This window comes from Citrifermentans bremense R1 (genome assembly GCF_000426865.1).
GTDB lineage: Bacteria > Desulfobacterota > Desulfuromonadia > Geobacterales > Geobacteraceae > Geomonas > Geomonas bremensis.
In genome coordinates this window covers 1-12,767 of record NZ_AUGE01000021.1, presented here as the reverse complement: position 1 = coordinate 12,767, position 12,767 = coordinate 1, and the positions used below count along the sequence as shown (strand labels likewise).

Below are 12,767 nucleotides of genomic sequence, written 5' to 3'. Positions count from 1 at the left end.
GGCGAGGGAGAGTGGACGCGAGTCGGCTGACAGCGAGGAGCAACCGGGTGGCTAGCAAGATCTACAGTTTCAACAAAGGTGTGCTGGTACAGGAAGAGGGCGGGGTGGTCAACGAATACCCGCTGCAACTGGTGGTGAACGGGCGCGAACTGGCGACCCTCATTGCCTCGCCTCACGATCTACGCTTCCTGGTGGCGGGCTTTCTGCGCCTGCAGGGGTTCGTCTCACAGGTGGAGGACTTCCTGGCCTTGGCCATCTGCCAGGATTTCGGGGCCGCCAGCGTAACCATCCGGGGAGAGCTCCCCGAGCGCCTGAAGCCGGTGCTCACCTCCGGCTGCGGCACCGGCATCAGCTTCAACATGCCCAAGCCCGTCGAGAAAAAGGGGCCCTCCCGGGTCCATTCCACCGCCTCGATCTTCACGCTGATGAACCAACTGGCGCAGAAGGCGGAAGGGTACAAAAGCCATGGCGGCATGCACTCCGCAGGGGTCGGCGATACCGAACTCATCCTGCACGCAGAAGATATCGGCCGCCACAACACCATAGACCGCCTAGCCGGAGAGGCCCTTTTGAAGGGAATCTCACTGGAAGGAAAGATTCTGGTCACTTCGGGACGCGTTTCGACCGAGCTGGTGGCTAAGGCCTCGCTTCTCGGCATCGACGTGATCGCTTCCCGCACCTCGCCTACCGACATGGCGATCAAGATGGCGGAAGAGGCCGGCATCACCCTGGTCGGCTACGTCAGGGCCATGAGCTTCAAGCTCTACACCCACGTCGAGGGGATCGATTTCCGCGCCGGGGACGGCAAGGTCCATGGGGTGACCGGCGTTATCCTTGCTGGTGGGGCCTCCAGCCGTATGGGGAGCAACAAGGCCCTGCTGCCGCACAAGGGGGGGCGCTTCATCGAAAGCATCTACCGGGAGCTTTGCGAGATCTTCCCCGAGGTGATCCTGGTAACCAACGCCCCCGAGCAATACCAGTTCCTGCCCTGCCGGAAGGTGCCCGATCTCTACGAGGGGATGGGTGCTTTGGCAGGGATCCACGCGGGGCTTTCCCAAAGTTCGAACCCGGCAGTATTCACCGTGGCCTGCGACATGCCGCACCTGAATCCGGCGCTGATCAGGCACATTGCGAGCCACCGCTACGGCTGCGACCTGGTGCTCCCCATGAGCCCGCAAGGCTACGAGCCGCTGCACGCGCTGTACAACAAGGGGTGCCTGCCGGCCATGGAGTCTTCGCTCAAAAACGGCAAGCGCCGCGTCGTTTCCATCCTGCCGCGGGTGAACGTGCGCGAAATAAGCCCCTCGGAGGTGGCCGGTTTCGACCCCCGCTTCGATTCCTTCAGCAACATCAATACGCCGCAGGAATACTACGACCTGAGAAACGCCGACAAGGAAAAGGCGGCCGCAGGCGAGCCCTTTTCCGATGCAGCTCAGCAAAAGCTGCAGGCTTGAATTTGAAAGCGACCCCGGGCCAAAGGCATCGGGGCTTACATAAAACCAACGATTCATCGGACCGGTAGGGCGGTTCTTTAAAGGAGAAGTTAAATGTTTGGATTCGGTATGCCGGAAATGATCATCGTCCTCGTCATAGCACTGGTTGTGGTAGGACCGGCGAAACTCCCGCAGTTGGGGCAGGCACTGGGAAGCAGCATCAAGAACTTCAAGAAGGCATCCTCCGGTGAGGACGTGGTCCAACTGAACGAGGAAAAGAAGGCGTAACGGTTATCAGCGAGATGGTTGTCAAAGGCCGCAGGCGAACTGTCTGTGGCCTTTTCTGTCCAGCATCAAAGCTTGTATCGGTGTCGACAAACTGCATGGGATCTTTTGCGCTATCTTGGTGCACCGCTGGCAGAGCGATGTTATTGCTAAAGTTGCCTAGAGTTTTGCCGATAATTAACCACAGAGGGCGATAAAAACACTCTCACACTCCAACAAGGAGACAGGCGGTACAGGAGAGAGATGCATGTTGACGCAGTGGCGTGATGAAATGATTACCGGGAACCATGAAATCGACGGACAGCACCAGGAGCTGTTGCGCCGTGTGGACGATTTGTTGAAGGGCGCCAGGGCGAAAAAGGGTAGCGAAGAGATCGGAAAGCTGATGTGGTTCCTGAAAAAGTACGTGCGCAGGCACTTCAAGGACGAGGAAAAACTGCAGCTGGAATCGGGCTATCCCGGGTACGAGGCGCACAAGGCCCAGCACGAGATGTTCTTTCGCGAGGTGCTCCGCCTGGAGGCGCTGCATGCCGAGCAGGGCGAGAACACGCTGATGATAGTTGCCGCCGTCAACGCCATGTGCGAGTGGCTGCGCAGCCATTTCAAGAGGATGGACATGGAGTTGATCCTGTTCCTGCAGGATAACAACATCAACCGCCCTGCGCTGAGCCCAGACGACAACGACGATTCCGAGGACTACTGACCGTCCGGAAACTCAATGAGCTGAATGAACAAAAGGAGCAACCTCCCTCGGGTGGTTGCTCCTTTTTTATTTTCCGGCCGGCTTTTCTCAACCGCTATTCTGCGGCGCCGCGGTGGACTGCCAGCGGACCCCATGCCTGGCAAACCGACATCACCTCTACGCTGTTGATGTTGACCCGTTGCGGCACCGACGCCACCCACGCAACAATCTCCGCTATGTCTTCGCCCTGCAGCGGTTCCGTGCCGGCATAGACGCGATGCGCCTTTTCGTCCTCCCCCTTGAACCGCACCTTGGAGAACTCGGTCTCGGCCATGCCGGGCTCGATGTTGGTTACCCTGACGGCGGTCCCCAAAAGGTCCGCGCGCAGATTCCGGGAGAACTGCTGCACGAACGCCTTGCTGGCGCCGTAGACGTTCCCTCCGGGATAGGGCCAGCTACCCGCGACGGAGCCGATGTTGATCACGTGCCCGCGGTTGCGGGCCACCATCCCGGGGAGGATGGCGCGGGTGCAGTACATGACCCCCTTTATGTTGGTGTCGACCATGGTTTCCCAGTCGTCCAGCGAGGCCTGGTGGGCAGGCTCAAGCCCTAGTGCCAGCCCGGCGTTGTTCAGCAGCAGGTCTATCTCGGCAAACTGAGCCGGGAGCGAGGCGAAAGAGGCGGAGACGGCTTCCCGGTCGCGGACGTCCAAGGTGATGCAAAAGACCCTGGAGTCGCCGCCAAGTTCCTCCTTGAGTTGCTCCAGCGCCTCGCGGCGCCGGGCGGCCAGGACCAGCTTCCATCCCTGGTTCGCGAAGGCGCGGGCACATGCGGCTCCGAACCCCGACGAGGCCCCGGTTATCAGCGCAGTCTTACTCATCGATTCCTCCTCATTATTTCTGTTTTTCGTCAGGCTTATTAGAAGAAAGGCTATCTTAAAGGAGATCACCGGTCTTTACAAGTGCAGCTGGTGAGGGTCTAGCGGTTCAAGCGTTAATCGGGAAATTCCGGAAGCTCATTCCCATTAAAAAAGCGTCCTGCATTGCCTCGCAAAAACAATCGGGTAAAGTTGGTGATGTTTTTTGCAACCGTTTTTCGCTTGATTTTGTCAAGCGACTTTTCGCTTACTTTGGCTTCTTTTCCGCCAACGGCAGGAGGTGCCAGGTCATGCGCAAGATCAGTTATAGCTGCGAGGTGCATGCAGCGTTCGACAACATCTGGAAACTCATCATCGAAAAGGTTGAGCTGCCGCAAACGTACCTGCCGGGCGCGGTCCAGTCGCGCATCCTGCAGCATTACGGCAACGGGCTTTTGCGGGAGGTGCGCGGGGAGGGGCTGCTGATCAAGGAGAAGGTGGTGATCGACAAGACCCACGGCGAGGTGCACTACTTCCTGATGGAGCACCCGCTCTTCACCGGGCGCGTCATCAACCGTGTGGTTCCTTCCTCGGTGCAAAGCCCTGTGGCCCCGCAGGTCCTCACCATCGAGGTTGACTGGACACCGAAGGACGATGAGGCCGAGCGAATGATCCAGGCGACGATACCGGAACAGATCCAGCGGGAGGTGCTGAGCCTCAAACAGCTGGCAGAAGCCATGGAAAAAGAGGAATCGCTGCCGCTGCACACCCATTATGCTTTCGGCATCACCATGACCCTCACTTTCAGCGACGCGCTGGAAAGGGTACAGCAGGAGCTGCAGAAAGAGGGCTTCGGCATCATCTCTTACATAGACATCAAAAAGAAATTCCAGGAGAAGCTGCACAAGGATTTTCGCAACTACCAGATCCTGGGAGCTTGCAACCCCGGGCTCGCCTACCAGGCGTTCGGCATCGAGATCAACATCGGCACCCTGCTGCCGTGCAACGTCGTGGTCTATTCCCTTTCGGAGGGGCGCACCGTGGTGATGGTCATGGACCCGGTCGCTGCGCTCTCGTTGGTGGGGAACAGCCAATTGACCGAACTGGCTGAGACGGTCAAGCAGAGCATGCAGAGGGTGATCGCCGCCCTTTGACGCTGCGTAGCTATCGTAACGGGGGATGCCATGCTTAAGATAAAGCGCATATACGAGGAAGCCGACGGGAACGACGGGCTGCGCGTCCTGGTCGACCGCCTCTGGCCACGCGGAATCTCCAAGGAACGGGCGCATTTCGACCGCTGGGAGAAGGAGCTAGCACCAAGCGACGAGTTGCGCCGCTGGTTCGGGCACGATCCGGAACGGTGGCAGGATTTCAGGAGCCGATATCGTGAAGAGCTGGAAGGGCAGGGGGAACTGCTGCAGGAAATAGCGGCAGCGGCCGCCAAGGGGCCGGTAACGCTTTTGTACGCCGCTAAAGACGAGGAGCATAACAACGCAGTGGTGCTGAAAGAGCTTATCGGCAAGGCGCGCAAGTGATCGGGCGTCAGGGTTAGCTACCGGCAGGCGAGGGGGCGAGGAGGCAGCATGGGCGACAATGTGGCGATGAAAATATTGAAAGAGCACCTGGTCGAAGGGAAGCTGGTGCCGGGGCAGGAAATAGCCTTGAGGATCGACCAGACGCTGTTGCAGGACGCGACGGGGACCATGGCGATGCTGGAGTTCATGGCGATGGGGCTTCCGCGGGTGAAGGTGGAACTGGCGGCGCAGTACGTCGATCACAACCTGCTGCAGACCGACAACAAGAACGCCGACGACCACGCCTTTTTAACCAGCGCGGCCCAGAGGTTCGGCGTCTACCTCTCCAAGCCGGGGAACGGGGTCTCGCACCAGGTCTCTCTGGAGCGCTTCGGCGTCCCTGGCACCACCTTGTTGGGCGCGGACTCGCATACGCCTACCGCGGCTGGCCTGGGTCAACTCGCCATCGGCGCCGGGGGGCTGGATGTCGCGCTCGCCATGGCGGGGCACCACTTTCATCTCACCTGCCCACGCATCTGGGGGGTAAAGCTGACCGGGCAGCTGCAACCCTGGGTCTCAGGGAAGGACGTGATCCTGGAGATGCTAAGGCGCCACAGCGTGAAGGGAGGGGTGGGGAAGATCATCGAGTACTACGGCCCCGGGGTCGCCACCCTTTCCGCTACCGACCGCGCCACCATCGGAAACATGGGGGCCGAGCTTGGCGCAACCAGCACCGTTTTCCCCAGCGACCAACATACACTTGCCTTTCTTAAGGCCCAGGGGCGCGGCGAGGTGTGGCGCGAACTATTGCCGGACCCGGATGCGACCTACGACGACCACGACGAGATAGACCTGAGCCAGGTGGTTCCGCTCATCGCCTGCCCCTCGTCGCCGGACAACGTGGTGCCGGTCTCGGAAATCGAGGGATTGAAGGTGGACCAGGTCATCGTCGGCAGCTCGGTCAACTCATCTTTTCGGGACCTGATGACTGTCTGCCGCATCCTCGACGGTCGCAAGGTAGCGCCGGGCGTCGCCTTCCATATCAACCCCGGCAGCCGCCAGGTGCTGGAGAACGTGGTGGCGCAGGGAGGATTCATAATGCTCCTTCTGGCCGGAGGCCAGGTGCACCAGCCAGGTTGCCTGGGCTGCATCGGCATGGGGCAGGCCCCAGGCACCAACCAGGTGTCGCTGCGGACCTTCCCGCGCAACTTCCCTGGGCGAAGCGGCACCAAGGAGGACCGTGTCTACCTCTGCTCCCCCGAGACCGCTGCTGCGGCCGGTGTATTCGGGGTGGTCACCGACCCCCGGAAGCTCTCCGACCTCCTCCCCTGGCCCGCCGTGCAGAACCCGGAGCAGTACCTGCTGGATGACGCCGGCATCATCGTGCCCCCCGAGGACGGTAGCGCCGTGGAGATCGTCACCGGCCCGAACATCGTCCCCTTCCCGGAATTCCCCGCGCTGCCGGACCAGCTCGATGTCGAGGTGATCATCAAGGTCGGCGACAACATCTCCACCGACACCATCATGCCGGCAGGGAACAAGGTGCTCCCATTCCGCAGCAACATCCCCGCCATCAGCAAGTTCGTCTTCGAACAGGTCGACCCCGAGTTTGCCGACCGTGCCTCACAAAAAGGGGAGGGGGCGGTAATCGGCGGCGAGAATTACGGGCAGGGGTCGTCGCGCGAGCACGCCGCGCTGGCGCCGCGCTACTTGGGCATCAGGGTGAAGATCGCCAAAGGCTTCGCCAGGATCCATCGCTCCAACCTGATCAACTTCGGGATACTGCCGCTCACCTTCAAGAACAAGGACGACTACGACCGGATCAAGCAGGGGGACCGCCTGCAGCTAACGAACCTGCGCGAATTGATCCAGGGGGGAGCGACCGAGATACCGTTCAAGGTCAACGGAGGCGAGATCCTTACCCAGCTCGCTGTTTCGGAGCGGGAGCGGGCGGAACTTCTGGCCGGGGGGCTTTTGAACAAGGTGAAGGAGGAGACCAATGGCGGACAATCTTAAGGATCTGCTTCCCGAGGAGGATCTGCTGAAATTCTACGAGCAGATGGTGCTTTGCCGCGAGTTCGAGGAGAGCTGCGCCGAACAGTACTCCAAGGGGCATATCACCGGCTTCCTGCATCTCTATAGTGGCCAGGAAGCGGTCGCCGTCGGCTGCACCGCCGGGCTGCAGCCTGCCGACTACGTGCTGTCGGCCTACCGCGACCACGCCCAGGCCATCGTGAGGGGGGGCGATCCCAAAAGGGTCATGGCGGAACTCTTCGGCAAGGCGACCGGTCTTTGCAAGGGGAAAGGGGGGTCGATGCACCTGTTCGCGCCCGAGCTGAACTTCATGGGGGGGTACGCCATCGTGGGGGGGCAGTTCCCCATCGCCATCGGGCTTGCCTGGGGGAGCCAGCTCCAGGAACAGGACCGCATCACCGCCTGTTTCTTCGGCGACGGCTCAATGAACCAGGGGACATTCCACGAGTCGCTTAACTGGGCGCGGCTTTGGGAACTCCCAGTACTCTTCATTTGCGAGAACAACTTCTACGGCATCGGGACCGAAGTTCACCGCGCCTCGGCCCAGGCAGCACTGCACCGGCGCACCTGCGGCTATGACATACCAAGCGAGAAGGTGGACGGCATGGATGTGGTAGCCATGTATCAGGCGACCAAGAGGGCGGCGGAGTGGGTGAGGGAGCGCCAGCGCCCCTACTTCATAGAGGCGGTCACCTACCGGTTCCGCGGCCACTCCATGTCCGACCCCGCCAAGTACCGTAGTTCCTCCGAGGCCGAGGTCTGGAAAAGACGCGACCCGATACCGAACCTCTCGCGCCGCCTGCTGGAGGAGGGAATCGCCGACCAGGCGCGCCTGGACGAGATAAACAGGAATGCCCTGGCCCAGGTCCAGGAGGCGGTTCGCTTCGCCGAGGATTCCCCCTGGCCTGAGGACTCCGAGATCTGGAACGATATCTACGTGTGAAAAGGCCTGGCGAATACGGAGGGGCGCACCCCTCCTGATACAATACCCATCCATTACTTCGTAAAGGCCAGCCAATTTAGCTGGTCTTTTTTTATACACATACTTGGAAACATGTCATGGTGCGGGATCGTCACAGGGAAACCGGGCTCCATGAGGCGACGCGCATGACGCATAAGAAAAAGACCTGTATTGATATGGTTTTTTACCTATATAAGGCTAAGGCAAATCTTACTTCGGCTAGTACGAATGGAACGGTGTATTTATGTAATTTCCCTAACTATAAGAAAATGCTAATTGCAGCGTTAGAATCTGTGATGTTTCCTTTGGTATGTGTTTTATCGGAGGTCGCAATGTACAAAAATAATGATGATATTTGCAGGATGAATATCCTCGTTGTTGACGATGACCTGGACATCGGCAAGATGATTTGCACTATGTTGACGAAAAATTATCCGACACAGAACGTATTATATGCTGAAAACGCTTACGCTGTTTCGAAAATCACCGACAGCGTAAGTATAGACATATACATACTAGATGTTCTAATGCCTGTTATTAATGGTATTGAACTTTCCTTCATGTTATCAAAACGAAGTCCTAACCATGCAGTAGTTTTGATGTCAGTTTGTAAGGAGTATGAGTTGATACAAAGATGTTACGAAACTGGTGCAAAATTTTTTATACATAAGCCTTTAGACTTTGATAAATTTTTTTCCAATCTCGATTCGTTGATGATCGAAACATTTTATAAACGCTTCTACAGAGATAAGAGGTTGCGACACGTGCTCTGATTTTTTAAAAAAGAAATTTCACTGTTGTTAAATGTACACATAGGCAGTTGTTGACATTATGGGCTATCTGAAATATTGTCTCTTCTATCGATTCATCAATTAAACCAAGTACAAAGCCATAATACTAACCCATCCGTGAGGATGTGATGGAAGGCCTAGTGGGTCTCACAGAGGCAGATGGGGCGCGGATTTTCATATTTTTGGCTCCTGCTTGTTTGTCTGACGGCCCGGAAAGGGTGACCTATGCTGCTGATCAGTTGGCATGCTGATTTTTCTGTTGGAATTCCGATAATCGATGAACATAATCAGCAGTTTATTAAGCTGATTAACATGGTCTCTGAACAATTCGGCCAGGGGTTTTGTGCTGAAAGCCGCACTGTCCTTTTAAAGACTGTTGTTTCCCTGAGTCGCTTCTATTTTGAATATGAAGAGCGTTGGATGGCTAAAGTCGCTTTTCCAGAATTGTCCGGGCATAAAAGGGACCATGGCGCATTCATGGCGCGTATCCTCCCGTGTGTTGAAGGTGATGCAGGTGACGATGCTCAGTTTCTGCAGTTCTTGAACGACTGGAGCCTTGAGCACTTCAACTTGCACAACCCCAAGGTTAAACGATATGTCTTGGAGTATGGCGGGCGGTTAAATGAAATTAATTAATTCGGGCCGGGCGCAGGGATTTCGACTGTCACAACAGTCTTTTTGTCGGGTCCTGAGGAGATGCTCAGGTTCCCTTTGAGGAAGGCTACCCTTTGCTGAATATGTGACAAGCCAAAACCCTTCTTGCAAGAAGATAAGAAGCCAACTCCGTCGTCGGTTACCGACAGCCTGACCAATTCGTCACTTTTTGTTATGGTTACCAATATTTGGCTCGCAGTTGCATGTTTTATCACATTAGTAAGCAACTCTTTGGCCGTTTGATACAGTACAGTGCATATATGATTTGGTAATTCAAGCTTTTCCTGGTCGTGTTGAAATGAAAATTGTAAAGCGGCTGCCTGGGTCATTGTTTCTCCGAGATTTTGCAGCGCTTTAAGAATTCCAAAATCGTACAGCACTGGAGGGCTTAGGTCGTAGCAGATGCGTCTGATCTGTTGCATTGTCCTTACAAGCTCGCCGACAAGTTCTTCCTGCAATACACGCGAGGGAGTCCCGTCCTTGAGTCCCATATCGAGTCTGAGTTTGCAAAGCGCCAGATGCTGCACCACATCATCATGCAATTCTGTTGCAATTCTTCTCCGCTCTCGTTCTTCCGAGAAGACTAGATTCGCGGCAAGCAAAGACAAAAGCTCGTACGATTCTTTTAGACTTTTCTCTAGTTTGACGCGCTGGTCAATCTCTTCTCTTATCTCCTGGTTTAGGGCGTGCAGTTGTGTGTTGGCTTTAGTCAGCTTATGGGTCCGTTCCTCTATCAGCCGCATTAAGTCTTCCTTAGCTTTCCTTAGATCCTGCTCCAATACCTTTCTCTCGCTTATCTCTCTCGCATACCCACTCCACAAGCAACTACCATCCTTTAGCAAGATTGGAGTGGCCGCTGCCTCTATCCAATATTGCCGCTCCATTTTGATACGAAACTCCTGTTGCCAAAGAGATAGGTTCTCTGCCGAGTCGGCAAGTGATGCAATGACAATACCCACATCATCGCAGTGAAGCTTTGAAAAAAAACCAGAAGCATCTGTTGGCGCCTTGCAGGAACGAACATGAAAAAGTTTCGTGAAGCCGTCGCTGATATACGGAAAGCTATGACGACCGTCGCCATGCTTTTGGTACTGAAACAACACTACCGGCACGTGTTGTAAAAGGTTATGGAGCTTCCTATCTGACGGGAATTGCTTTTTGGAAACTGTCTTTTTTTTGTTTTGGATGTCCTTGATACTGTCCATTGTCAGCCCTTGACTCGGTAGCGATCGTGTCTTGTATGACGGCAATATAATTTATATTATTAAATTTTAAAAGTTTTTTTTATGAGCGGCTGTTTCAGCACAGAACCAGTCTCGTTGTAACACGCTGATTGTCTTATATATTGTTGACCTTTATCTTTGACTGTGGTACCTATTGCAGCGATACATAAGTCAATATTAATACAGGTGGCGGTTCCCATCTGGTAAGGGGGGGAGGAATGGGCATCAGGATAATATTAGCTGATGATCACGTCATGTTTAGGGAAGGAATGCGTGCGCTTTTGGAACGCGAAGAAGATATGGTGGTGGTTGCAGAGGCCGGTGATGGGGTCTCGGTGGTCGAGAAGACTCTTGAAAATATGCCGGATGTAGTGGTTCTGGACTTGAGCATGCCAGGTATGAATGGGACCGAGGCTGCCAGCGTCATTCACCAAAAAGCTCCGGGGATAGGAATAATCATCCTCTCAATGCACAGTGACCGACAGTATGTCATCGAGGCTCTAAAGTTAGGGGTTAAATCGTTCATTCTGAAAGAGTGGGCTTTTCAGGAATTGGTAACTGCAGTTCGCTGCGTTTTTAAAGACACTTCATATCTAAGTCCCCGTCTGAGCGACATAATAATTTCTGGCCTTGCTGATGAGGGAAAGCCTCTCGGCAAGTATAGCCTAACCCCACGTGAGGAGCAGGCATACCGGTTGCTGGTTGCGGGCAAAAATTGCAAAGAGATCGGCTATGAGCTCAAAATTTCTAGCAAAACAGTCGAGACTTACAGGCTGAAGGTCATGAAAAAGCTAAATATCTCGAACATAGCGCAGCTCGTCAATCACGCAGTGCAAGAGGGCATAGTCGGAAGACCTGAATCCTTTTGACTGCACAACTCCTCATAGAACTTCTGAACCGTCACGTCCTGCATGCTCGCTGTCGCCTGTCTTAAACCTGTTTCAGCTGCCTTATGACACTGTGGAGATAGCGGATCGTAATATCCTAGATTATGATTGTGTGGAGTACCTCTTTCGGCCGTGTACCGTCCAAAGCCCCCTCCTTTGCCCTTGACTCTCGCTCAGCCCAGTTGCACGCCTCTTCCAGTCTTAGGCGCACTCCCTGAACAATGTGCATGCAGGAATGCCGTCTAGTCAGCAACCAAGCATCTAGAAGGATCACGTCAGCTTCAGCATGATCCACACCTCAAACGCTTGCTGCGCTTCCGAAGCCTCACCCAATGGTTATACCAATCCAATATCTGATTCAGTAGGAGATTTATCCTTACCACATGGTGAGCAGTAAACTGCATAAAGACTCAGAAATTAACGATAATGACAAATTTATCTTATTGTAATAATCTAACGGTAATGCTGGTAATCTCTTAGGAGTGCTCCAAATAAGGCATCTCCGAATTACACTGACCCCAAATGTCTTACTTCGTTTGCAGATGTGCCAATATTACGGAGGGGATAATCATGGATTACAGGTACAGCATCATTAACGAATGTCTCGGAATCGTTCGGCAATCAAATATGCCAGTAAACAACATGCTATACTTGGAAGCGTTGCTTTACCGAGTGAAATTATCACTGTTGAAAAGTGCAAACAATAAACGCACTGCGGAACCCTCCGGTGACTTTAAAGAACTTATCAGTCAAGCACATGCTGCGTGTGACAGTGATTTCGATGAACAAACAGTTCGTGATCTAGCCGGCAGTATTCACGTAGTGATCTCACAGTTTAACACCGAACCTACCATGTCACACAAGGGGTATGCAGGTTGATTATACAAATGCTTGATTTAAATAATGTTGCGAATCATCATGAAGCCATTTCGGAATATAAGTGCCACTGAGGTAGGATGTTCTTTGGGAGGTTTTATGCCATACAGGAAAAGGGTGTCCTATAAACTGCTGACCCGACCCGGTTGCTGCATCCCGGATTTTATCTTGAATGAGATTGCAGAACAGGCGAGAAAAAAACATCATTCCAACGCTTGCACTAAAGTGCAAGGGATCATGTCGACTGTCGCGTTTGTTGTCGCTGTATGTATCGCCTGCCTAGCTTGGCAATAGAAGTTATAGATTTAAGGCCGATTGCTTGCTAATCCAACAGCTTTTTCTCTGCAACATCCCCTCAGTTGAATCCCTTCCCCCTTATTTCACTGCACAGTAATCCTTTGAAATGTGACAAATCCGTTGTGATCAAGATGGAGTTTGATAATATTTTGAACTTGTGACTCTTGGTATTAAATCTAAACTAGTGTCCGTCCGGAAAGGGCAGTTTTCTGAACTTCGTGGTGACAAAGATGTCCGAAATGCACCGAAATCGTTAAGAGCGTGCTAACGCACT

General features: G+C 54.2%; 13 protein-coding genes. 11 read left to right on the top strand and 2 right to left on the bottom strand.

Annotated elements, in window-relative coordinates; all coding sequences use genetic code 11:
• Window positions 1–47 precede the first annotated feature (47 nt).
• The 3 genes from fdhD (at window position 48) to K419_RS0113010 (ending at window position 2,421) form a co-directional block, all read left to right on the top strand.
• Window positions 48–1,454, top strand: coding sequence for a formate dehydrogenase accessory sulfurtransferase FdhD (gene fdhD, locus K419_RS0113020; RefSeq protein WP_026841980.1), 1,407 nt, complete (start codon window positions 48–50; stop codon window positions 1,452–1,454).
• 93 nt (window positions 1,455–1,547) lie between these two features.
• Complete coding sequence (locus K419_RS0113015; protein ID WP_012530698.1) at window positions 1,548–1,721, top strand: twin-arginine translocase TatA/TatE family subunit; 174 nt, start codon at window positions 1,548–1,550, stop codon at window positions 1,719–1,721.
• A gap of 244 nt (window positions 1,722–1,965) precedes the next feature.
• Window positions 1,966–2,421 (top strand): bacteriohemerythrin, encoded by a 456-nt coding sequence (locus K419_RS0113010; protein ID WP_026841979.1) that lies wholly within the window; start codon window positions 1,966–1,968, stop codon window positions 2,419–2,421.
• 94 nt (window positions 2,422–2,515) lie between these two features.
• On the opposite strand, the gene K419_RS0113005 is transcribed toward K419_RS0113010, so the two are convergent.
• Window positions 2,516–3,280 carry an SDR family NAD(P)-dependent oxidoreductase gene (locus tag K419_RS0113005; RefSeq protein ID WP_026841978.1) on the bottom strand — a complete coding sequence of 255 codons (765 nt, stop codon included), beginning with the start codon at window positions 3,278–3,280 and terminating at the stop codon, window positions 2,516–2,518.
• 287 nt (window positions 3,281–3,567) lie between these two features.
• Between K419_RS0113005 and K419_RS22055 the strand changes: the two genes are divergently transcribed.
• The 6 genes from K419_RS22055 to K419_RS0112975 all read left to right on the top strand — a co-directional run bounded on the left by K419_RS22055 (window position 3,568) and on the right by K419_RS0112975 (window position 9,192).
• Entirely contained in the window at window positions 3,568–4,410 is an 843-nt protein-coding gene (locus K419_RS22055) for a DUF302 domain-containing protein (protein ID WP_035497228.1), read from the top strand.
• Between the two features lie 30 nt (window positions 4,411–4,440).
• Entirely contained in the window at window positions 4,441–4,791 is a 351-nt protein-coding gene (locus tag K419_RS0112995; protein ID WP_026841976.1) for a DUF488 domain-containing protein, read from the top strand.
• Window positions 4,792–4,839: 48 nt separating this feature from the next.
• The gene (locus K419_RS0112990) at window positions 4,840–6,786 is read left to right on the top strand and encodes an aconitate hydratase (RefSeq protein ID WP_026841975.1); all 1,947 of its coding nucleotides are present in this window, start codon (window positions 4,840–4,842) and stop codon (window positions 6,784–6,786) included.
• Complete coding sequence (gene pdhA, locus K419_RS0112985) at window positions 6,770–7,747, top strand: pyruvate dehydrogenase (acetyl-transferring) E1 component subunit alpha (RefSeq protein ID WP_026841974.1); 978 nt, start codon at window positions 6,770–6,772, stop codon at window positions 7,745–7,747. The genes K419_RS0112990 and pdhA overlap by 17 nt, the downstream gene beginning before the upstream one ends.
• A 350-nt stretch (window positions 7,748–8,097) precedes the next feature.
• The gene (locus tag K419_RS0112980) at window positions 8,098–8,538 is read left to right on the top strand and encodes a response regulator (protein WP_026841973.1); all 441 of its coding nucleotides are present in this window, start codon (window positions 8,098–8,100) and stop codon (window positions 8,536–8,538) included.
• Between the two features lie 243 nt (window positions 8,539–8,781).
• Window positions 8,782–9,192, top strand: a complete 411-nt coding sequence (locus K419_RS0112975; RefSeq protein ID WP_026841972.1) for a bacteriohemerythrin — start codon at window positions 8,782–8,784, stop codon at window positions 9,190–9,192.
• On the opposite strand, the gene K419_RS0112970 is transcribed toward K419_RS0112975, so the two are convergent.
• A complete protein-coding gene (locus tag K419_RS0112970) occupies window positions 9,189–10,415 on the bottom strand; it encodes a sensor histidine kinase (protein ID WP_026841971.1) in 1,227 nt (408 codons plus the stop codon). The two genes, K419_RS0112975 and K419_RS0112970, sit on opposite strands and share 4 nt — an antisense overlap.
• A 236-nt stretch (window positions 10,416–10,651) precedes the next feature.
• Between K419_RS0112970 and K419_RS0112965 the strand changes: the two genes are divergently transcribed.
• Both K419_RS0112965 and K419_RS0112960 read left to right on the top strand, forming a co-directional pair.
• Window positions 10,652–11,302 (top strand): response regulator transcription factor, encoded by a 651-nt coding sequence (locus K419_RS0112965; RefSeq protein ID WP_026841970.1) that lies wholly within the window; start codon window positions 10,652–10,654, stop codon window positions 11,300–11,302.
• Window positions 11,303–11,890: 588 nt separating this feature from the next.
• Complete coding sequence (locus K419_RS0112960) at window positions 11,891–12,199, top strand: hypothetical protein (RefSeq protein WP_026841969.1); 309 nt, start codon at window positions 11,891–11,893, stop codon at window positions 12,197–12,199.
• Window positions 12,200–12,767 lie beyond the last annotated feature (568 nt).